At 32.6% G+C, this 23,463-nt stretch carries 21 protein-coding genes and 1 other annotated feature; all 21 genes read left to right on the top strand.

Annotation, left to right across the window (positions count from 1 at the left end; all coding sequences use genetic code 11):
• Positions 1-31: 31 nt before the first annotated feature.
• Positions 32-1,429, top strand: coding sequence for a cysteine--tRNA ligase (gene cysS, locus Q3223_RS17785; RefSeq protein ID WP_021382482.1), 1,398 nt, complete (start codon positions 32-34; stop codon positions 1,427-1,429).
• Positions 1,430-1,432: 3 nt separating this feature from the next.
• Positions 1,433-1,828 carry a Mini-ribonuclease 3 gene (locus tag Q3223_RS17780; RefSeq protein ID WP_054268669.1) on the top strand — a complete coding sequence of 132 codons (396 nt, stop codon included), beginning with the start codon at positions 1,433-1,435 and terminating at the stop codon, positions 1,826-1,828.
• Positions 1,829-1,933: 105 nt separating this feature from the next.
• On the top strand, positions 1,934-2,692 hold the full coding sequence (gene thyX / locus Q3223_RS17775) for an FAD-dependent thymidylate synthase (RefSeq protein ID WP_074179362.1): 759 nt from the start codon (positions 1,934-1,936) through the stop codon (positions 2,690-2,692).
• A 12-nt stretch (positions 2,693-2,704) separates the two neighbouring features.
• The gene (gene rlmB / locus Q3223_RS17770) at positions 2,705-3,442 is read left to right on the top strand and encodes a 23S rRNA (guanosine(2251)-2'-O)-methyltransferase RlmB (protein ID WP_054268671.1); all 738 of its coding nucleotides are present in this window, start codon (positions 2,705-2,707) and stop codon (positions 3,440-3,442) included.
• Positions 3,443-3,444: 2 nt separating this feature from the next.
• Positions 3,445-3,972 (top strand): NYN domain-containing protein, encoded by a 528-nt coding sequence (locus Q3223_RS17765; RefSeq protein ID WP_054268672.1) that lies wholly within the window; start codon positions 3,445-3,447, stop codon positions 3,970-3,972.
• A gap of 64 nt (positions 3,973-4,036) precedes the next feature.
• Entirely contained in the window at positions 4,037-4,684 is a 648-nt protein-coding gene (gene sigH, locus Q3223_RS17760) for an RNA polymerase sporulation sigma factor SigH (protein ID WP_021382468.1), read from the top strand.
• A 73-nt stretch (positions 4,685-4,757) separates the two neighbouring features.
• Positions 4,758-5,951, top strand: coding sequence for an elongation factor Tu (tuf, locus tag Q3223_RS17755; protein ID WP_074179359.1), 1,194 nt, complete (start codon positions 4,758-4,760; stop codon positions 5,949-5,951).
• Positions 5,952-6,200: 249 nt separating this feature from the next.
• The gene (rpmG, locus tag Q3223_RS17750) at positions 6,201-6,350 is read left to right on the top strand and encodes a 50S ribosomal protein L33 (RefSeq protein WP_003421192.1); all 150 of its coding nucleotides are present in this window, start codon (positions 6,201-6,203) and stop codon (positions 6,348-6,350) included.
• 25 nt (positions 6,351-6,375) lie between these two features.
• Positions 6,376-6,597, top strand: coding sequence for a preprotein translocase subunit SecE (secE, locus tag Q3223_RS17745; RefSeq protein WP_003429494.1), 222 nt, complete (start codon positions 6,376-6,378; stop codon positions 6,595-6,597).
• A 19-nt stretch (positions 6,598-6,616) separates the two neighbouring features.
• Positions 6,617-7,159: a transcription termination/antitermination protein NusG gene (nusG, locus tag Q3223_RS17740; protein ID WP_407812311.1), complete on the top strand. Its 543-nt coding sequence runs from the start codon at positions 6,617-6,619 to the stop codon at positions 7,157-7,159.
• Positions 7,160-7,198: 39 nt separating this feature from the next.
• The gene (rplK, locus tag Q3223_RS17735) at positions 7,199-7,624 is read left to right on the top strand and encodes a 50S ribosomal protein L11 (protein WP_054268674.1); all 426 of its coding nucleotides are present in this window, start codon (positions 7,199-7,201) and stop codon (positions 7,622-7,624) included.
• Between the two features lie 69 nt (positions 7,625-7,693).
• Positions 7,694-8,392, top strand: a complete 699-nt coding sequence (gene rplA, locus Q3223_RS17730; RefSeq protein WP_054268675.1) for a 50S ribosomal protein L1 — start codon at positions 7,694-7,696, stop codon at positions 8,390-8,392.
• Positions 8,393-8,443: 51 nt separating this feature from the next.
• Positions 8,444-8,572 (top strand) — a sequence feature (ribosomal protein L10 leader region).
• A 42-nt stretch (positions 8,573-8,614) separates the two neighbouring features.
• On the top strand, positions 8,615-9,121 hold the full coding sequence (rplJ, locus tag Q3223_RS17725; RefSeq protein WP_003421187.1) for a 50S ribosomal protein L10: 507 nt from the start codon (positions 8,615-8,617) through the stop codon (positions 9,119-9,121).
• Between the two features lie 57 nt (positions 9,122-9,178).
• The gene (rplL, locus tag Q3223_RS17720) at positions 9,179-9,544 is read left to right on the top strand and encodes a 50S ribosomal protein L7/L12 (protein WP_021382505.1); all 366 of its coding nucleotides are present in this window, start codon (positions 9,179-9,181) and stop codon (positions 9,542-9,544) included.
• 387 nt (positions 9,545-9,931) lie between these two features.
• Complete coding sequence (locus tag Q3223_RS17715; protein WP_054268676.1) at positions 9,932-10,720, top strand: SDR family NAD(P)-dependent oxidoreductase; 789 nt, start codon at positions 9,932-9,934, stop codon at positions 10,718-10,720.
• 469 nt (positions 10,721-11,189) lie between these two features.
• Entirely contained in the window at positions 11,190-14,906 is a 3,717-nt protein-coding gene (gene rpoB, locus Q3223_RS17710; protein ID WP_054268677.1) for a DNA-directed RNA polymerase subunit beta, read from the top strand.
• 41 nt (positions 14,907-14,947) lie between these two features.
• Positions 14,948-18,433 (top strand): DNA-directed RNA polymerase subunit beta', encoded by a 3,486-nt coding sequence (rpoC, locus tag Q3223_RS17705; protein WP_054268678.1) that lies wholly within the window; start codon positions 14,948-14,950, stop codon positions 18,431-18,433.
• Between the two features lie 288 nt (positions 18,434-18,721).
• A complete protein-coding gene (rpsL, locus tag Q3223_RS17700) occupies positions 18,722-19,144 on the top strand; it encodes a 30S ribosomal protein S12 (RefSeq protein ID WP_021382501.1) in 423 nt (140 codons plus the stop codon).
• Positions 19,145-19,265: 121 nt separating this feature from the next.
• Entirely contained in the window at positions 19,266-19,736 is a 471-nt protein-coding gene (rpsG, locus tag Q3223_RS17695; RefSeq protein WP_021382504.1) for a 30S ribosomal protein S7, read from the top strand.
• 48 nt (positions 19,737-19,784) lie between these two features.
• Complete coding sequence (fusA, locus tag Q3223_RS17690; protein WP_021382502.1) at positions 19,785-21,851, top strand: elongation factor G; 2,067 nt, start codon at positions 19,785-19,787, stop codon at positions 21,849-21,851.
• A 90-nt stretch (positions 21,852-21,941) separates the two neighbouring features.
• Entirely contained in the window at positions 21,942-23,135 is a 1,194-nt protein-coding gene (gene tuf / locus Q3223_RS17685) for an elongation factor Tu (protein WP_054268673.1), read from the top strand.
• The last annotated feature ends 328 nt before the right edge of the window (positions 23,136-23,463 follow it).

Below are 23,463 nucleotides of genomic sequence, written 5' to 3'. Positions count from 1 at the left end.
TAATTTATAAAAATATGGTGAGGTGATGAGTGTGAAAGTTTATAATACATTGACTAGAACAAAAGAAGAATTTGTTCCATTAGAAGAAGGAAAGGTAAAAATGTATGTGTGTGGTCCAACAGTCTATAACTATATACATATAGGTAATGCAAGACCATTTATAATATTTGATACTCTAAGAAGGTATCTAGAGTATAGAGGATATGATGTAACTTATGTACAAAACTTTACAGATGTTGATGACAAAATTATAAATAGAAGCCATGAAGAAGGAATATCTCCAGAAGAAGTTGCTACTAAGTATATAAAAGAATATTTTGTAGATTGTGATGGACTAGGAATTAAAAGAGCTACTGTTCATCCTCAAGTTACAGATAATATACAACAAATTATAGATTTTATAAAAGAATTAGAAGATAAGGGATATGCTTATGCAGTAAATGGTGATGTGTATTTTGATACAAACAAGTTTGAAGGATATGGGAAACTTTCAGGTCAAAAGCAAGAAGACTTAGAAGCTGGAGCTAGAATTGAAGTTAATGACCAAAAAAGACATCCTATGGACTTTGTTCTTTGGAAAGCTAAAAAAGAAGGTGAACCAGGATGGGATAGTCCTTGGGGAGAAGGTAGACCTGGATGGCATATAGAATGTTCTGTTATGTCTAAGAGATACTTGGGTGAGACAATTGATATACATGCAGGTGGTCAAGATTTAACATTCCCACACCATGAAAACGAGATAGCTCAAAGTGAAGCTAGAAGTGGAAAAACATTCTCAAAATATTGGATGCATAATGGATATATAAATATAAATGATGAAAAAATGAGTAAATCTAAAGGTAATTTCTTTACAGTAAGAGATATATCAAAATTATATGATTTAGAGATAGTAAGATTTTTCATGTTATCAGCACATTACAGAAATCCAGTGAACTTTAGTGATGAGATGTTAAATCAAGCTAAAGCTGGTCTTGAAAGACTATATAATACTAAAGAGAAATTAGAATTTACATTAAGTAATCTAAAAGAGTCTACTTTAACAGAAAAAGAAGTAGAACTTGTTAAAGAATTAGATAACTTCAGACAAAAATTTATCGATGCTATGGACGATGATGTCAATACAGCAGATGCAGTGAGTGTAATATTTGAGTTAGCTAAGTTAATAAATTCTAATGTAGATGAAAACTCTTCTCTAGAATTTGCTAAAAAGTGCTTAGATGAATTTAATGAGCTTACAAAGGTATTAAATATTGTAAATAAGAAGAAAGATACTGTACTAGATAAAGACATTGAAGAACTAATACAAAAAAGAACGGATGCAAAGAAAAATAAAGAGTTCCAATTAGCAGATGATATAAGACAACAATTATTAGATATGGGAATTGTATTAGAAGACACAAGACAAGGTGTTAAGTGGAAAAGGGTATAAAAAATGGAAAAAACTGAATTAGTTACTATGTCACCACTAGTTTTAGCATACTTAGGTGATACAGTGTATGAGACATATATAAGAGAACATTTAATTAGACAGAATACACAAAGAAAAGTTAATGATTTGCATAAATTAGCTATAAAGTATGTAAAAGCTAAAGCTCAGGCAACTATAATTCATGAAATTGAAACTGAATTAACTGAGGAAGAGAGCAAAATATACAAGAGGGGAAGAAATCAAAAATCAAATACTTCTCCTAAAAATGCAGATATTATAGACTATAAACATGCAACTGGATTTGAGGCCTTGGTTGGATATTTGTATTTAAATAATGAAATAGAGAGACTTCAATATATTATCAATAAAGGAATCAAAATTATTGAAAGAGATATGTAAATATTAAAGAGTGTTGTCTTAATAATAATCAATAAGGCAACACTTTTTTTATAACTAATGTATAATAAATATATAGAAATTAGTCATGAGAAAGGATAAAAATTTATGAAAGTAAAATTAATATCACATACACCTGAACCAGAAAAAGTAATAGCTATGGCAGCTAAGCTATGTTATTCACCAGTTGGGACAGACGAAATAGAAAAAGACTTAACAGATGAAAGTATAGAGAAGTTTTTAAATATGTTATTAAGTATAGGTCATGGGTCAATATTAGAACATGCTTCATTTACATTTTCAATAGAAGGGATATCAAGAGCTTGCTCACATCAAATTGTTAGACATCGTATAGCTAGTTTTTCACAACAGAGTCAAAGATATGTTAAATTAGAGCAATTTGAGTACATAATTCCTCCAGAAATAGAAAAAATAGAAAAAGCAAAAGAGTTATTTATAAAGTCAATGAAAAAAGACCAAGAGGCTTATGATAACTTAGTAGAGATATTATTTGAAAATCATTATAATGAATTAATAAAAGATGGTAAAAATGAGAAAACAGCAAAAAGACAAGCTGAAAAGAAAGCAATAGAAGATGCTAGATATGTATTTCCAAATGCATGCGAAACAAAAATGGTATTTACTATAAATGCTAGAAGTTTATTTAATTTCTTTGAACATAGATGTTGTGAAAGAGCACAGTGGGAAATAAGAAATCTAGCTGTAGAAATGTTAAGAGAAGTTAAAAAGGTTGCTCCAATACTATTTAAAAAGACTGGACCAAGTTGTGTAAATGGTAGTTGTCCAGAAGGAACTATGACTTGTGGAGATATAGTTCAAGTTAGAGAAAAATTTAAGGCCTTGTAGGAGGTGAATCATTTGGCAAGTATAGAAGGAAGAAATCCAGTAATAGAAGCTATAAAAAGTGATAGAGAAATAGATAAAATATTAATTTCAAATTCAGCTAAAGAAGGTTCAATTAAAAAAATAATAGGAATGGCTAAAGAGAAGAACATAATTATACAATATGTTGATAAACATAAATTAGATGAGGTAAGTACAAGCCATTCACATCAAGGCGTAATAGCTTATGCAAGTGAATATAAGTATTACGAATTGGATGAGCTAATAGATTTAACAAAAAACAAAGATGAAGACCCATTTTTCATTATATTAGATGAGATAACAGATCCACATAATCTAGGTTCAATAATAAGGACAGCAGATGCAGTAGGAGCACATGGAGTTATTATTCCTAAAAGAAGGTCTGTACACATAACACCTGTAGTTGCTAAAGCGTCTGCAGGAGCAGTAGAGTATATGCCAGTTTGTAAGGTAACCAATATAGTTAATACAATAAAAAGATTAAAAGATGAAGGGCTGTGGATTGCAGCTGCTGATATGGATGGAGAAACTTTTTATAAACAAAATCTTACAGGTCCTCTTGGTGTGGTAATTGGAAGCGAAGGTTTTGGGATATCTAGATTGGTTAAACAAAACTGTGACTTTATAGTAAAAATGCCAATGATAGGTAATGTTACATCTTTAAATGCATCCGTGGCGGGTGGAATACTTTTATATGAGATATTCAGACAAAGACTGGATAAAAGTAAATAACCATGAAAAAAAATATAAATCATTACTTAATAATAGATGGCTACAATATTATAAATGCGTGGGATAATTTGAAAGAACTGGCTAAAGATGATTTAGAAGATTCTAGAGAAAAGCTTATTGATGATATTATAGAATTTTCTGAGTTTATGGGTTATAAGACTATAATAGTTTTTGATGCTTATAATGTTAAGAATTCACGAGAAAAAGTTGAGAAAAGAAAACACATAACGATAGTTTATACGAGAGAGCACCAAACAGCAGATAGTTATATAGAGAAATTTATAACTTCTTTATCAAAGTATGATGATGTAAAAGTAGCTACTAATGACTATGCAGAGCAACAAATGATTTTAGGAAAAGGTGCTACAAGAATGTCTGCAAGAGAATTAAAGTTAGAGTTAGATCGTTCCAAGAATAAAATGAAGGAAAAAAATATCGGTTTGAGGAAAAAAATTCAGCGAAATTGGTTGGAGGAAAGGTTAGATAAAGAAACATTGTCGAAACTTGAGAACATTCGTAGAAAGCGTTGAAATTACTAGCTTCTTTAGACTATAATATACCTATAAATTTGTTTTATATATGGGGGAGATTTACATGTTGGTAGCAAAAGAAAAAAGTTATGAGTTAATAGACAATTGTCAGCAGGATGAGTATAACATTGTATTAAGAGCAAGTGAAGGGGATAAAATAGCACTAGAGTACATTATTACCAAATACAGAAATTTTGTAAAGGCAAAGGCAAAATCCTATTTTTTAATTGGAGCAGATAAAGAAGACATAATACAAGAAGGAATGATAGGCCTTTATAAGGCAGTTAGAGATTTTGATGGAAGTAAGACAAATTCGTTTAAATGTTTTGCAGAGATATGTATAACAAGACAAATAATAACTGCTATAAAAACTGCAACAAGACAAAAACATATACCTTTAAATTCATATGTTTCTTTGAACAAACCAATATATGATGAAGAGTCAGACAGAACACTTTTAGATATTATAGCTACAAGTATAGTAACAGATCCAGAAGAACTTATAATTAGTAAAGAAGAGTTAAAAAATATAGAATCAAAGATGAACGAATTATTAAGTGACTTGGAATTAGAAGTCCTAGAATTATATTTAAATGGGAAGTCATACCAGTTTATAGCGGACAAGCTTAAAAGAGATGTAAAGTCAATAGATAACGCTTTACAAAGGGTTAAGAGAAAATTAGAAAAACATCTTGAAAACAGAAATGATTAATAGTAAAATACTTACCATAAGCTTATTGTGAGCAAAATTAATTTATATCGAAAGATAAGGGAGGAAATTCAAAATGGCTAAAGCTAAATACGAAAGAACAAAACCTCATGTTAATATAGGTACAATAGGACACGTTGACCACGGTAAAACTACATTAACAGCAGCAATAACAAAAACATTATATGACAGATATCAATTAGGAGAAGCAGTAGATTTCGCAAACATAGATAAAGCTCCAGAAGAAAGAGAAAGAGGAATCACAATATCAACAGCACACGTTGAGTATGAAACTCCAAACAGACACTACGCACACGTTGACTGCCCAGGACATGCTGACTACGTTAAGAACATGATAACAGGAGCAGCACAAATGGACGGAGCAATATTAGTTTGTTCAGCAACAGATGGACCAATGCCACAAACAAGAGAGCATATACTATTATCAAGACAAGTTGGTGTACCATATATAGTAGTATTCTTAAACAAATGTGACATGGTAGATGACGAAGAGTTATTAGAACTAGTAGAAATGGAAGTAAGAGATTTATTAACAGAATATGATTTCCCAGGAGATGATACTCCAATAATAAGAGGGTCAGCATTAATGGCATTAGAAGATCCAAAGAGCGAGTGGGGAAATAAGATAGTAGAATTATTCGAGCAAATAGATGAGTATATACCAGCTCCAGAGAGAGATACAGATAAACCATTCTTAATGCCAGTAGAGGACGTATTCTCAATCACAGGAAGAGGAACAGTTGCAACAGGAAGAGTAGAAAGAGGAGTACTAAAAGTACAAGACGAAGTAGAATTAGTAGGATTAACAGAAGCACCAAGAAAAGTAGTAGTAACAGGAGTAGAGATGTTCAGAAAATTATTAGACCAAGCACAAGCAGGGGATAATATAGGAGCATTATTAAGAGGAGTACAAAGAAGTGAGATAGAAAGAGGACAAGTACTAGCAAAAACTGGATCAGTAAAGGCACACACAAAGTTTACAGCAGAAGTATATGTACTTAAAAAAGAAGAGGGTGGAAGACATACACCATTCTTTGATGGATATAGACCACAATTCTATTTCAGAACAACAGACGTAACAGGAGCTTGTAAGTTACCAGATGGAATAGAAATGGTAATGCCTGGAGATAACGTAACAATGGAAGTAGACTTAATAAACTCAATAGTTGTAGAAGAGGGATTAAGATTCTCAATAAGAGAAGGTGGAAGAACAGTAGCTTCAGGAGTTGTTGCTACTATAGTAGAGTAATCTTTTATTAAACTGATGGATTAAAAAGAATAATAAAAAGAGGGGTTATGCTCCTCTTTTTTTAACATAGAAATACAAAAACATTGACACAGCATAGGATTTTGTGATAACTTATACAAGGTAATGATTATAGGAAGTTAATAATATCTTGAATACTGTAGATTTTTAATAAATACATATTTTAAAGGTATTATATTCACATATATTAACAATATATATTATTGTATTACAAAGTTGGAGGTGTATCAGATGAGAGTTAAAGTAACTTTAGCATGTACAGAGTGTAAGCAAAGAAACTACAACACTACTAAGAATAAGAAAAATAATCCAGACAGAATAGAATTACAAAAATATTGTAGATTCTGTAAAAAGCATACAACTCATAAAGAAACAAAATAGTTTTTTATAAGGATGTGAGTATGGAATGGCTGCCCAAAAAAATGACGGTGCAAAAACTAAAAAAAGGTTTAGTTTATTTGGATATCTAAAAGAAACTAAGCAAGAATTAAAAAGAGTTACATGGCCGACAAAAAAGGAACTGTTTAAAAACACAAGTATAGTTTTAACTGTAGTTATTTCATGCACTATATTAGTATGGGGTATAGACACTATATTATCTGGTGCACTAGCGTTATTACTAAAATAGACGAAAAGAGGTAAGTTAAATGTCAGAATTACAAGAAGCAAGTTGGTATGTAGTTCATACCTATTCGGGACATGAAAATAAAGTTAAAGCTACAATTGAGAAAGCAGTTAAAACAAGAGGTATGGAAGACTGCATAAGACAAGTAGTTGTTCCAACAGAAGAGGTAGTGGAAACTACTAAAACTGGAAAAGAAAAAACTAGACAACGTAAAGTTTATCCAAGTTATGTCTTGGTTAAAATGATAATAACTGATGAATCTTGGTATGTAGTAAGAAATACTAAGGGAGTTACAGGTTTCGTTGGACCTGGTTCAAAACCAGTGCCATTAAGTGAAGATGAAGTCAAAGCTATGGGGATAGATACAACAGACCCTAAAGTAGTAAGTAGTGATATTGATTTTGAAATAGGAGACACAGTAAAAGTATCTCAAGGACCATTTAGTGGACAAATAGGTAACATAGAAGAAATTGACTTAGAAAATAGAGAAGTCAAAGTATGCATAAATGCATTTGGTAAAAGGACTCTATTTGTAATAGAGCTTGAAGGTATAGAAAAAATCTAATACTATTATTATAGAAAAATCTGAGGAGGTGCGCTCAAAATGGCTAAAAAAGTTATAGGTCAAATAAAATTACAAATACCTGCAGGAAAGGCTACTCCAGCGCCACCAGTTGGACCAGCATTAGGACAACATGGTGTTAATATAATGGGATTCACAAAAGAATTTAATGCTAAAACTGCAGATCAAGCTGGAATGATAATACCAGTTGTTATAACTGTATATCAAGATAGATCATTCAGTTTTATAACAAAAACTCCACCAGCTGCAGTTTTAATTAAAAAAGCATTAAACTTAAAATCAGGTTCTGGAGAACCAAACAAAAAGAAAGTTGCTAAAATAACTTCAGCTCAAGTAAGAGAAATAGCTGAGTTAAAAATGCCTGACTTAAATGCTGCATCAGTAGAAGCGGCTATGAGTATGATAGCGGGTACTGCTAGAAGCATGGGTGTTGTAGTAGAAGACTAATTAAAAGATACACTTTTTTTATAAAGTGGGAGGCGAAAAGCCGAAATTAACCACGAGGAGGAAAATAAAATGGCTAAAAAAGGTAAAAGATATGCAGGTGCATTAGAAAAAGTAGATAGAACTAAATTTTATGATGCATCAGAAGCATTAACATTAGTTTCAGATATAGCTGGAGCTAAATTTGATGAGACAGTAGAAGCACACATTAAATTAGGTGTTGACTCAAGACATGCTGACCAACAAGTAAGAGGTGCAGTTGTATTACCTCACGGAACTGGTAAAACTAAAAGAGTTTTAGTTTTTGCTAAAGGTGAGAAAGCTAAAGAAGCTGAACAAGCTGGTGCTGACTTTGTAGGAGCTGAAGAATTAGTTCAAAAAATACAAGGTGAAAACTGGTTTGAATTTGATATAGTAGTTGCTACTCCAGATATGATGGGTGTAGTAGGTAGATTAGGTAGAGTATTAGGACCTAAAGGTTTAATGCCAAACCCTAAATCAGGAACAGTTACATTTGATGTAGCTAAAGCTATAGATGAAATAAAAGCTGGTAAAGTTGAATACAGATTAGACAAAACTAACATAATACACGTTCCAGTAGGAAAAGTATCATTTGGTGGAGAAAAATTAGCTGAAAACTTTGCTGCATTAATGGATGCTATAATAAAAGCTAAACCAGCTGCTGCTAAAGGACAATATTTAAGAAGTGTAACAGTAGCTTCTTCAATGGGACCTGGAGTTAAAATAAACCCAGCAAGAACAGCTGAATAATAAAACTGTTGACACAGGTTGACAAAAATGTTATTATATCACTTGTCAATGTAAAAAAGAATAGATTTGCCGTAGATAGTGGGTGCGAGAGCTTAATATCCCGCCGAGGTTTTAGATAAATTGAGATTACTAAAGCTTTTGATGTCTACTTTTGGCAACAAAAGCTTTTTATAATGTTGCGGTAAATACTAAGCCTATTTGGTGAAGGAGGTGCACATCTATATGAGAAAAGCTATAGAAATTAAATCAGAAGTTGTTTCTGAGATAGTTGAAAAGTTACAAAAATCTTCTGCTGCTGTTGTTGTAGATTACAAAGGATTAACAGTTGAAGAGGTAACTGAGTTAAGAAAACAAATGAGAGAAGCTGGTGTAGATTACAAAGTATATAAAAATACTTTAGTTAGAAGAGCAGCTAAAGAAGTTGGTATAGAGCAATTCAATGATGAATTATTAGTTGGAACTAATGCTATAGCATTTGGATATGATGATCCAGTTGCTCCAGCAAGAATATTAAAAGGATTCATGGATTCTCATCCAAAGATGAAATTAAAGATGGGTATTGTGGAAGGTGCATTCTACGATGAGTCTAAAATTGTTGAAATGGCTAACATACCATCAAGAGAAGTTCTTATCGCTAAATTACTTGGTAGCTTAAAAGCTCCAGTATCAAACTTTGCATATTTAATAGATGCAATAGCGAAAAAGGCAGAAGGTCAAGAAGAAGCTTAATAGCTTAATTAAAAAATTATAAATATTAATTTGAAATAAAATTCGGAGGTGCTAAAAATGACAATAGAACAAATATTAGAAGCTATAGAAAATATGAAAGTTTTAGAATTAAATGAATTAGTTAAAGCTGCTGAAGAAAAATTCGGTGTATCAGCTTCAGCTCCAGTAATGGTAGCTGGTGCAGCTGCTGGTGGACCAGCTGCTGAAGAAAAAACTGAATTTGATGTAGTATTAGCTGAAGTTGGTTCTTCAAAAGTTGGAGTTATAAAAGCAGTTAGAGAAATAACAGGATTAGGATTAAAAGAAGCTAAAGAAGTAGTTGATAACGCTCCTAAGACAGTTAAAGAAGGAGCTTCTAAAGAAGAAGCTGACCAAATAAAAGAAAAATTAGAAGCTGCTGGAGCTAAAGTAGAAGTTAAGTAGTTTCTTTAAAAAGATACCCTATGGGTATCTTTTTTATTTGCAAAAAATCATAGAATTTATCTAGAATTATAAAGAAAATATTTTTATAAAATGCAAAAAATATATATAATAGTATTAAATTAAGGGTATCATATAGTATGTAATGATATATTAATTTAATACTATTATTAAATTAATATATAAACAATTATTGTAATGTATATATATAGGGTATATAATTAAATGGAACTGTAAAAAATTACATATTATTTTAAAAAAATACATGAATAATTTGGAAATAAAATGTAATAAATAATTAATTAACAAATATAAATTTTAAAATGAACTAAGTATTAAAAAAATCGAAATTTGTAGACTTTGAAGGATGTATTTAAGGAGGAATTAATAATGGAAAAATTACAAGGAAAAATTGCAGTAGTTACTGCTGCAACAAAAGGTATTGGATTAGCTTCAGCAGAGATATTAGCAAAGAATGGAGCAATTGTATATTTAGCAGCTCGTTCAGAAGAATTAGCTAATGAAGTTATAAATAAAATAAGTGCAGAAGGTGGTTGTGCTAAGTTTGTTTACTTTAATGCTCGTGAAGAAGAAACTTTTACTTCAATGATAGAAGACGTAGTTAAAAAAGAAGGTAAGATAGATATACTTGTAAACAATTTTGGTTCAACAAACCCTTCTCTTGACAAAGACCTTGTAACTGGGGATACAGATAATTTCTTTGACACAGTAAATACTAATTTAAAAAGTGTGTATTTACCATGTAAAGCAGCAATTCCTCATATGATAAAGAATGGAAAAGGCAGTATAGTAAATATATCAAGTATAGGTTCAGTATTACCTGATTTATCTAGAATAGCTTACTGTGTATCAAAAGCAGCAATCAATTCATTAACTCAAAACATAGCAACACAATATGCAAAAAATCATGTTAGATGTAATGCCGTACTTCCAGGACTTATTGCAACTAAGGCAGCATTAGATAATATGTCTCCAGAGTTCATAAAAGAGTTTTTAAAGCATGTTCCTTTAAATCGTATAGGGGAACCAGATGATATAGCAAAAGCCGTTCTATTCTATGCTAGTGATGACTCATCATTCATAACAGGGGATTTACTTGAAGTTGCAGGAGGATTTGGTTTACCTACTCCACAATTTGCAGATAACATATTAGGATAATCAATACACTAATATATAAAGAAAATTTATATATTAGTTATGTTAGAAATTCTATTTTTATAAAGACCATAGATATAATTTACATTGGAAAAAGTTTAAGACTAAAAATTCCAAGTTAAATTTATCTATGGTCTTTATTTTGTATATTTAATAAATTGTATATATTTGTATAAATCTAATTATTTACAACTATTTCATTATGGAATTATAATTAAATAGGGGAAGGGTATTTGTATATAAGTTTATATAGAAAATTAGACCTATAAATGAAAAATATGGATTTTATATTAAGAAATTGTACATAATACATAATATATGCTAAAAATAATTTATAAAAAATCAAAAATAATGCATAGTTTACATATAAGATAAAAAATATATTGAAAAATACTTGACAATATGCTAAAATTATTAGATGCGTTAGAATGAACTATTGTTTTATTTTTAATTATTGAGAGGTGAAAAGTGAATGCCACATCCTGTCACGATAGGTAAAAGAACTAGAATGAGCTTTTCTAAAATTAAGGAAATAGCTGATGTGCCAAATCTTATAGAAATTCAAGTAGATTCCTATGAGTGGTTTTTAAAAGAAGGTTTAAAAGAAGTGTTTGATGATATTTCACCAATAGAAGATTATACTGGTAATCTTATATTGGAATTTGTTGACTATTCTTTAGACGATAAACCAAAGTACGATATAGAAGAGTGTAAAGAGAGAGATGCTACATATTGTGCACCTCTAAAAGTTAAGGTAAGACTTATAAATAAAGAAACAGGCGAGATAAAAGAACAAGAAGTATTTATGGGTGACTTCCCTTTAATGACAGAAAGAGGAACTTTCGTTATAAATGGAGCAGAAAGAGTTATAGTAAGTCAATTAGTTAGATCTCCTGGTGTTTACTATGCGGAAGAAAGAGATAAAACAGGTAAGAGATTGATTTCATCTACTGTAATTCCTAATAGAGGAGCATGGTTAGAATATGAGACAGATTCTAATGATGTAATTTCTGTAAGAGTTGATAGAACAAGAAAACAACCAGTTACAGTTTTACTTAGAGCTTTAGGGATAGGAACAGATGCAGAGATAATTGACCTTTTAGGAGAAGACGAAAGATTATCTGCTACATTAGAAAAGGATAATACTAAATCAGTAGAGGAAGGTCTTGTAGAGATATACAAAAAATTAAGACCAGGTGAACCTCCTACTGTAGAAAGTGCATCATCTTTATTAAATGCTTTATTCTTTGATCCAAAAAGATATGACTTAGCAAAAGTTGGTAGATATAAATTTAATAAGAAACTTGCTTTATGTTATAGAATAATGAATAAAATTTCAGCACAAGACATAATAAATCCAGAAACTGGGGAAGTATTTGTAAAAGCTGGAGAAAAAATAAGTTATGAGTTAGCTAAAGATATACAAAATGCAGGTATAAATGTAGTAAATCTACTAATGGATGATGATAAGAAAGTTAGAGTTATAGGAAATAATTTCGTAGATATTAAGTCTCACATTAATTTTGACATAGATGATTTAAACATAAAAGAAAAAGTACATTATCCGACTTTAAAAGAAATTTTAGATGGATATAGCGATGAAGAAGAAATAAAAGAAGCTATAAAATCAAGAATTAAAGAACTTATACCAAAACATATATTATTAGATGACATAATAGCTTCAATAAGTTATGAGTTCAATATATTCTATAATATAGGAAATATTGATGATATAGACCACCTAGGAAACAGAAGAATAAGATCTGTAGGTGAATTATTACAAAATCAAGTTAGAATTGGTCTTTCAAGAATGGAAAGAGTTATAAAAGAAAGAATGACAGTTCAAGATATGGAAGCTATAACGCCTCAAGCGTTAGTTAACATAAGACCAGTTTCTGCTGCAATAAAAGAATTCTTTGGTAGTTCTCAGTTATCTCAGTTCATGGACCAAACAAATCCACTATCTGAGTTAACACATAAGAGAAGATTATCAGCTCTTGGACCTGGAGGTCTTTCAAGAGAAAGAGCTGGATTCGAAGTGCGTGACGTTCACCATTCGCACTATGGTAGAATGTGTCCAATAGAGACTCCAGAGGGACCAAATATCGGTCTTATAAACTCTCTAGGAACTTATGCAAAGATAAATGAATTTGGATTTATAGAATCACCATATAGAAAATTTGACAAAGAAACAGCAACAGTTACTGATGAAATACATTATTTAACTGCTGATGAGGAAGACTTATTTGTAAGAGCTCAGGCAAATGAGCCATTAACAGATGATGGAAAGTTCGTAAACCATAGAGTTGTTTGTAGAACTGTAAATGGTGCTGTTGAAATGGTTCCTGAAAGCAGAGTAGATTACATGGATATATCTCCTAAGCAAGTTGTATCTGTTGCAACTGCTATGATACCTTTCCTAGAAAATGATGATGCCAACCGTGCCCTTATGGGAGCGAACATGCAGCGTCAGGCAGTGCCTCTAGTTAGAAGAGAAGCGCCAATTATAGGAACTGGTATAGAATATAGAGCTGCAAAAGACTCTGGAGCAGTTGTTGTTGCTAGAAATTCTGGTATAGCAGAAAGAGTAACAGCAGATGAAATAATTATAAAAAGAGAAGATGGAAACAGAGATAGATATAATCTACTTAAGTTTAAACGTTCAAACTCAGGTACTTGTATAAATCAAACACCTATAATAAGTAAAGGTGAAAAGATAGAGAGAGGCGATGTTATAGCAGATGGTCCAGCAACTGATTTAGGTGAAGTTGCACTTGGAAGAAACTGTCTTATAGCATTCATGACTTGGGAAGGTTATAACTACGAGGATGCCATATTAATAAATGAAAGATTAGTTAAAGAAGATAGATTATCAACAATTCATATAGAAGAATATGAATGTGAAGCTAGAGATACAAAACTAGGACCAGAGGAAATAACTAGAGATATACCTAATGTTGGAGATAGTGCAATCAAAAACTTAGATGATAGAGGTATAATAAGAATAGGTGCAGAGGTAGATTCAGGTGATATACTAGTTGGTAAGGTAACTCCAAAAGGAGAAACTGAACTTACTGCTGAGGAAAGATTACTTCGTGCAATATTTGGAGAAAAAGCTAGAGAAGTTAGAGATACTTCACTTAAAGTACCTCATGGTGAATCTGGTATAATAGTTGATGTAAAAGTATTTACTAGAGAAAATGGAGATGATTTATCTCCAGGAGTAAATGAATTAGTAAGATGTTATATAGCTAAAAAGAGAAAGATAAAAGTTGGAGATAAAATGGCTGGTCGTCATGGTAATAAGGGGGTTATCTCAAGAATATTACCAGAAGAAGATATGCCATTTATGGAAAATGGAACTCCTCTAGATATAATACTTAACCCACAAGGTATACCATCACGTATGAACATCGGTCAGGTTCTAGAAGTACATTTAGGACTAGCTGCTAAGACATTAGGATGGTATGTAGCAACATCAGTATTCGATGGTGCTAATGAGTACGATATAATGGATGCACTTGAAGATGCTGGTTATCCTAGAGATGGTAAATTAACTTTATACGATGGTAGAACAGGTGAGACTTTTGACAACAGAATAACTGTTGGATATATGTATTACTTAAAACTACATCACTTAGTAGATGAAAAGCTACATGCAAGAAGTACTGGACCATACTCATTAGTTACTCAACAGCCACTAGGTGGTAAAGCACAATTTGGTGGACAAAGATTTGGAGAGATGGAGGTTTGGGCTCTAGAAGCATATGGAGCTGCTCACATACTTCAAGAAATACTTACTGTTAAGTCTGATGATGTTGTAGGACGTGTTAGAACTTATGAAGCTATAGTTAAAGGTGAAAACATACCTGAACCAGGAATCCCAGAATCATTTAAGGTTCTTATAAAGGAACTTCAAAGTTTATGCTTAGATGTAAAAGTGTTGACAGATGAAGACCAAGAAATAGAAGTGAGAGAATCTGTAGATGAAGATGATACAATAGGTGAATTTGAACTAGACGTTGTAAATCATATGGGAGAAGTTGAAGAAAGTAACATAATAGAAGAAATTGAAGATGATTTTGCTGAAAACGCAGAAGATGAGGATATAGAGAATTTAGAAGAATTCACTGAAGATGATTTATTTGAAGAAGAAATAGATTTTGAAAGTGATGACTTTGATATGTAAATTTAATTAATGTAAATCTCAAATAGAAGGGAGAGAACTCCTTGTTTGAATTAAACAATTTCGAGTCGATAAAAATAGCATTGGCTTCTCCAGAAAAAATAAGACAATGGTCTAGAGGAGAAGTTAAAAAGCCAGAAACTATAAATTACCGTACTTTAAAGCCAGAGAAAGATGGTCTTTTCTGTGAAAGAATATTTGGACCACAAAAAGACTGGGAGTGCCATTGTGGTAAATATAGAAGAGTTAGATATAAAGGTGTAGTTTGTGATAGATGTGGAGTAGAAGTAACTAAATCAAAGGTAAGAAGAGAGAGAATGGGACATATAGAGCTAGCAGCTCCTATGTCTCACATCTGGTACTTCAAAGGTATACCAAGTAGAATGGGACTTTTACTTGATATGTCACCAAGATCATTAGAAAAAATATTATACTTTGCTTCATATGTAGTAGTTGACCCTGGAGAAACTGGATTGAATGAAAAACAGTTACTTACAGAAAAAGAGTACAGAACTGCTCTTGAAAAGTATGGATATACTTTTACTGTAGGAATGGGTGCTGAAGCTGTAAAGATATTACTACAAAATATAAATTTGGAGCAACAAAGTAAAGACTTAAGAGCGGAATTAAAAGATAGTACAGGACAAAAGAAAGTTAGAACAATCAGAAGATTAGAAGTTGTAGAGGCATTTAAAAAGTCTGGAAATAAACCAGAATGGATGATTTTAGATGCAATACCAGTAATCCCACCAGATTTAAGACCAATGGTACAACTTGATGGTGGAAGATTTGCGACTTCAGACCTAAATGATTTATATAGAAGAGTTATAAATAGAAATAATAGACTTAAAAGACTATTAGAGCTTGGAGCTCCAGATATAATTGTAAGAAATGAAAAAAGAATGCTTCAAGAAGCAGTTGATGCATTAATAGATAATGGTAGAAGAGGTAGACCTGTAACAGGTCCTGGAAATAGACCACTTAAATCTTTATCAGATATGCTAAAAGGTAAGCAAGGTCGTTTCCGTCAAAACTTACTTGGTAAGCGTGTTGACTACTCAGGACGTTCTGTTATAGTTGTTGGACCAGAACTTAAATTCTATCAATGTGGACTTCCAAAGAAAATGGCGTTGGAATTATTCAAGCCGTTTGTTATGGATAAATTAGTTAAAGAAGGTTATGCACATAATATAAAGAGTGCGAAATCTATAGTAGAAAAAGTTAAGCCAGAAGTTTGGGATGTTTTAGAAGATGTTATAAAAAGTCATCCAGTTCTTCTTAACCGTGCACCGACTCTACATAGATTAGGTATACAAGCATTTGAACCAATCTTAGTTGAAGGTAAGGCTATAAAACTACATCCTCTTGTATGTACAGCTTATAATGCAGACTTCGATGGTGACCAAATGGCAGTCCATGTACCTTTATCAGTAGAAGCACAAGCAGAAGCAAGATTCTTAATGCTTTCTGTAAATAATATCCTTGCTCCTAAAGATGGTTCACCTATAACTACTCCATCTCAGGATATGGTTTTAGGTTGCTATTATCTAACAATAGAAGCACAAGATGGAGCTAAAGGAACAGGAATGGTATTTAAAGACTTTAATGAGCTATTACTTGCTTATTATAATAAATCAGTTCATCTACATGCTTTAGTAAAATTAAAGGTAACACTTGAAGATGGAAGCAGCTCATTAGTTGAAAGTACTGTTGGTAGATTTATATTTAATGAAAATATACCTCAAGATTTAGGTTTTGTAGATAGAAAAGAAAACCCATTTGCACTTGAAGTTGATTTCTTAGCAGATAAAAAATCTCTTGGTAAAATAATAGATAAATGCTTTAGAAAACATGGAAATACAGAAACAGCTGAATTACTAGATTATATAAAAGCTCTAGGGTTTAAATATTCTACACTAGGTGGAATAACAGTTGCTGTTGATGATATGAGTGTACCAGAAGAAAAGAAAGTATTTATATCTGAAGCAGAAGCAAAAGTTGATAAATATGAAAAAGCGTACAGAAGAGGTCTAATATCTGATGAAGAGAGATATGAGAAAGTCATAGAGACATGGACAGAAACAACTGATAAAGTTACTGATGCTCTTATGGGTGGACTAGACAGATTAAATAATATATATATAATGGCACATTCAGGAGCCAGAGGTTCTAAAAACCAAATTAGACAGCTGGCAGGAATGCGTGGTCTTATGGCCAATGCGTCTGGTAAAACAGTTGAGATACCAGTTAAATCTAATTTCCGTGAAGGTCTATCAGTACTAGAATACTTTACATCTTCACATGGTGCCAGAAAAGGTCTTGCTGATACCGCTATACGTACAGCTGAATCTGGATACTTAACAAGAAGACTTGTTGATGTAAGTCAAGATGTTATCGTAAGAGAAATAGATTGTGGAACAGAGGATACTACAGAAATTTATGCTATAAAAGAAGGAAATGAAGTTATAGAAGAGATATACGATAGAATTGTAGGAAGATATACTATAGACCCTATATTAAATCCTGAAACTGGCGAAGTTATAGTTGAAGCTGATGCTATGATACAAGAAGATGAAGCAGAAACTATAGTAGATTTAGGAATTGAAAAAATTAGGATAAGAACAGTTCTTAACTGTAAAACTAATCATGGAGTTTGTTCTAAGTGCTATGGTAGAAACTTAGCTACAGGAAAAGAAGTTAATATAGGTGAAGCAGTTGGTATAATAGCAGCTCAATCTATCGGTGAGCCGGGTACTCAGCTTACAATGCGTACATTCCATACTGGAGGAGTTGCAGGAGCTGATATAACTCAAGGTCTTCCAAGGGTTGAAGAATTATTTGAGGCTAGAAAACCAAAAGGATTAGCCGTAATAACTGAAGTATCTGGTAGAGTTGAAATAGACGAAACTGGAAAGAGAAAAGAAGTAAATGTAATACCAGCAGAAGGCGAAACTCAAACATATGTGATACCATATGGTTCTAGATTAAAGGTTAAACAAGGTCAAATGTTAGAAGCTGGAGACCCATTAACACAAGGGTTTATAAATCCTCATGATATAGTAAGAGTAAATGGTGTTAAGGGAGTTCAAGAATATATAGTTAAAGAAGTTCAAAGAGTGTATAGACTTCAAGGGGTTGACGTTAACGATAAGCATATAGAAGTTATAGTAAGACAAATGCTATCTAAAGTTAAAGTTGAAGACCCAGGAGATACAGATTTATTACCAGGTGGATATGAAGATGTATTAACATTCAATGAATGTAATAAAGATGCTGTAGCTAAAGGTCTAAGACCAGCAGTTGCTAAAAGAGTTTTACTTGGTATAACTAAAGCGTCTCTTGCAACTGATTCATTCTTATCAGCAGCTTCATTCCAGGAGACAACAAGAGTATTAACAGAGGCAGCAATAAAAGGTAAAGAAGACCACTTAATAGGACTTAAAGAAAATGTTATATTAGGTAAATTAATACCAGCTGGAACAGGAATGAAGAAATATAGAAATATAGCTGTTGAAAAAATTGAAGATTAATGGCAGATAGAGTAAAGAAATCTTGACAACCATTATTTGTGGTGTTAAAATAGTAAAGTGTGTTGTTTAAAAGTGCACTAAGGGCTTGAATAAGCTCTTAGTGACTTTTAGATGGCAATAAATAAAAACTAAAAAGCATCAAGCTAGAAAAATGCTAATATCACATATTTATGTGTTATAGACATTAAATTGTAAGTAACATATGTTACAATCAGTCAGTATGAATATTCATATTGATGTAGTTGGCGGTCACTGATAAGATCGAAAATTTGGAAGGAGGTGCAGATGATGCCAACAATTAACCAATTAGTTCGTAAAAGTAGAAAAGCGGTAGAGAAGAAATCTACTGCTCCAGCATTACAAAAAGGTTACAACTCTTTAAACAAGAAAGTAACTGACGCTAGTGCCCCACAAAAAAGAGGGGTTTGTACTTCAGTAAAAACAGTTACTCCTAAGAAACCTAACTCAGCTTTAAGAAAAGTTGCCAGAGTTAGATTAACTAATGGTATAGAAGTTTCTGCTTATATACCAGGAGAAGGACACAACTTACAAGAGCATAGTGTTGTTCTTATAAGAGGAGGAAGAGTAAAAGACCTTCCAGGGGTTAGATACCATATACTAAGAGGTACTTTAGATACAGCAGGTGTTGATAAGAGAAGACAATCAAGATCTAAGTACGGTGCGAAGAGACCTAAAGAAGCTAAAAAGTAAAAACAATTAATGATTGATTATAGTTCGGTGCTTTAAATATATATATTTATGGCATCACGGCATTAAGTGAATTATGTCGAGTACCTATGATTTAAGTTAAATAATTAAGGAGGGAAGCGAAATGCCAAGAAAAGGTAATGTTCCAAAAAGAGAAGTTTTACCAGATCCTATGTATGGGAGTAAGGTAGTTACTAAATTAATAAATAATCTAATGGTAGACGGAAAAAAAGGAAAGTCTCAAAGTATAGTTTATGATGCTTTCGCAGTTATTGCTGAAAAGACAGGAGAAGAAGCTTTAGAAGTATTTAATAAAGCAATGGACAATATAATGCCTGTTTTAGAAGTAAAAGCAAGAAGAGTTGGTGGAGCAAACTACCAAGTACCAATCGAAGTTAGACCTGAAAGAAGACAAACATTAGGTTTAAGATGGCTAGTAAAATACACTAGAGCTCGTGGAGAAAAAGGAATGGTTGATAAGCTTGCTAAAGAAATAATGGATGCAGCTAACAACACTGGAGCTTCAGTTAAGAAAAAAGAAGATACTCATAAAATGGCAGAGGCTAATAAAGCATTTGCTCATTACAGATGGTAGGATATATAGATATCTTATAAAATTGAGGATATCATAAGGAGGATAACCATGGCTAGAAAGTTTCCTTTGGAAAGAACTAGGAATATAGGAATCATGGCTCATATAGATGCAGGAAAAACTACTACTACAGAAAGAATTCTGTTTTATACTGGGCAAACTCATAAAATAGGAGAAACTCATGAAGGAGCTTCTCAAATGGACTGGATGGAGCAAGAAAAGGAAAGAGGTATAACAATAACTTCTGCCGCTACTACTGCTTCATGGAAAGACCATAGAATAAATATAATAGATACTCCTGGACACGTGGACTTCACAGTTGAAGTTGAAAGATCTCTAAGAGTTCTTGACGGTTCAGTTGCTGTATTCTGTGCAAAAGGTGGAGTTGAGCCTCAATCAGAAAATGTATGGAGACAAGCTGAAACTTATGGAGTACCTAGAATAGCTTTTGTAAATAAAATGGATATATTAGGTGCAGATTTCTACAATGTTGTAAGCATGATGAAATCTAGATTAAATTCTAATGCAGTTCCTATGCAATTACCAATAGGTAAAGAAGATTCATTCATAGGTATAATAGACTTATTAAAAATGGATGCTGTTATATACAAAGACGACCTAGGGGTTGAAATGGAAGAAACAGATATACCAGAAGACATGAAAGAATTAGCCACTGAGTGGAGAGAAAAATTAGTTGAATCAGTAGCTGAAACTGATGAAGAACTAATGATGAAATATCTTGAAGGTGAAGAGCCTACTATAGAAGAATTAAAAGTTGCTATAAGAAAAGCTACTATAGCTTGTGAAATGAACCCAGTTTTCTGTGGTACAGCTTATAGAAATAAAGGTGTTCAGTTAGTAATAGATGCAGTTTTAGATTACTTACCAGCACCAACAGATATAGCAGCTATAAAAGGTATATTAGAAGATGGAGAAGAAGCTGAAAGACATTCTTCTGATGAAGAGCCATTTTCTGCACTAGCATTCAAAATAATGACTGACCCATTCGTTGGAAAACTAGCGTTCTTCAGAGTTTACTCTGGAACATTAGAATCTGGTTCTTATGTTTTAAATGCAACTAAGAATAAGAGAGAAAGAATTGGTCGTATATTACAAATGCATGCCAATACAAGAGAAGAAATAACTAAAGTTTATGCTGGAGATATAGCAGCAGCAGTAGGATTAAAAGATACTACTACTGGAGACACATTATGTGACCCTGCTAATCCAATAATACTTGAATCTATGGAGTTCCCTGAGCCAGTTATATCTGTTGCTATAGAGCCAAGCTCTAAAGCAGCTCAAGAAAAAATGGGTATAGCTCTTCAAAAATTAGCTGAAGAAGACCCAACTTTCACAGTTAAGACTGACCAAGAAACAGGACAAACTATAATATCTGGTATGGGTGAGTTACACTTAGAGATAATAGTAGATAGATTATTAAGAGAATTTAAAGTAGAAGCTAAAGTTGGTGCACCACAAGTTGCATATAGAGAAACTATAACTCAACCAGTTGATGTTGAATACAAGTACTCTAAGCAATCAGGTGGTAGAGGACAATACGGTCACGTTAAGATTAGAGTTGCTCCTCAAGAGCCAGGTGAAGGATACAAGTTCACAAACAAAACTGTTGGTGGATCTGTACCAAAAGAATATGTTGGTCCAGTTGACATGGGTATACAAGGAGCTATGCAATCTGGTATAGTTGCTGGTTATCCAGTTGTAGACGTTGCTGTTGAGTTATATGATGGTTCTTACCATGAGGTTGACTCTTCTGAGATGGCGTTTAAAATGGCTGGTTCAATGGCATTCAAAGATGCTATGAAGAAAGGTAATGCAGTTCTTTTAGAGCCTTACTTCAAAGTAGAAGTTGTTACTCCAGAAGATTACATGGGAGATGTTATGGGTGACTTAAACTCAAGAAGAGGATTAATCCAAGGTATGGAAGCTAGAAGTGGTGCACAAGTTATAAATGCATTCGTTCCACTTTCAGAAATGTTTGGATACTCAACAGACCTAAGATCTTCAACTCAAGGTCGTGCAACTTATACAATGATATTCGATCACTATGAGCAAGTTCCAGCTTCAGTTGCTAAGAAAATAGCTGAAGGAAAATAATTTAAAAATAATTAATAATATAAATATAAAAAATAATCAGCGATATGAGATATATCTCATATCGCACAAGATAAAGGGAGGAAATTCAAAATGGCTAAAGCTAAATACGAAAGAACAAAACCTCATGTTAATATAGGTACAATAGGACACGTTGACCACGGTAAAACTACATTAACAGCAGCAATAACAAAAACATTATATGACAGATATCAATTAGGAGAAGCAGTAGATTTCGCAAACATAGATAAAGCTCCAGAAGAAAGAGAAAGAGGAATCACAATATCAACAGCACACGTTGAGTATGAAACTCCAAACAGACACTACGCACACGTTGACTGCCCAGGACATGCTGACTACGTTAAGAACATGATAACAGGAGCAGCACAAATGGACGGAGCAATATTAGTTTGTTCAGCAACAGATGGACCAATGCCACAAACAAGAGAGCATATACTATTATCAAGACAAGTTGGTGTACCATATATAGTAGTATTCTTAAACAAATGTGACATGGTAGATGACGAAGAGTTATTAGAACTAGTAGAAATGGAAGTAAGAGATTTATTAACAGAATATGATTTCCCAGGAGATGATACTCCAATAATAAGAGGGTCAGCATTAATGGCATTAGAAGATCCAAAGAGCGAGTGGGGAAATAAGATAGTAGAATTATTCGAGCAAATAGATGAGTATATACCAGCTCCAGAGAGAGATACAGATAAACCATTCTTAATGCCAGTAGAGGACGTATTCTCAATCACAGGAAGAGGAACAGTTGCAACAGGAAGAGTAGAAAGAGGAGTACTAAAAGTACAAGACGAAGTAGAATTAGTAGGATTAACAGAAGCACCAAGAAAAGTAGTAGTAACAGGAGTAGAGATGTTCAGAAAATTATTAGACCAAGCACAAGCAGGGGATAATATAGGAGCATTATTAAGAGGAGTACAAAGAAGTGAGATAGAAAGAGGACAAGTACTAGCAAAAACTGGATCAGTAAAGGCACACACAAAGTTTACAGCAGAAGTATATGTACTTAAAAAAGAAGAGGGTGGAAGACATACACCATTCTTTGATGGATATAGACCACAATTCTATTTCAGAACAACAGACGTAACAGGAGCTTGTAAGTTACCAGATGGAATAGAAATGGTAATGCCTGGAGATAACGTAACAATGGAAGTAGACTTAATAAACTCAATAGTTGTAGAAGAGGGATTAAGATTCTCAATAAGAGAAGGTGGAAGAACAGTAGCTTCAGGAGTTGTTGCTACTATAATAGAGTAATCTTTTACTAAACTAATGGATTTAATATAGAAAAAGAGGGGATAACACCTCTCTTTTTTGTTTTTTGTTGACAAGTAGCACTAAAGCATATATACTGAACTAGTGCCTTGAGATAGATTAACAATCAAGTTTGAGGTTATGCTGTTGTAATAGAAAATAAAATTGAAAAAAATATAAAAAAAACTTGAAAAAATGTAACAGATGATATAAAATATAATAGTGTGCTTGAGAGATTAAGAAAATAAGAATTAAATCCTAGTGAAATACGAACTAATATCGATTTGAAAGTTACAACACACCCGGAGCAGTGTATCGGTATTGGTTGTAC

It is taken from the genome of Clostridioides sp. GD02367 (assembly GCF_045900275.1).
GTDB classification, from domain to species: domain Bacteria; phylum Bacillota; class Clostridia; order Peptostreptococcales; family Peptostreptococcaceae; genus Clostridioides; species Clostridioides difficile_A.
The sequence above is the reverse complement of the archived record's forward strand: the minus strand, read 5'-3'. Positions and strand labels throughout refer to the sequence as shown.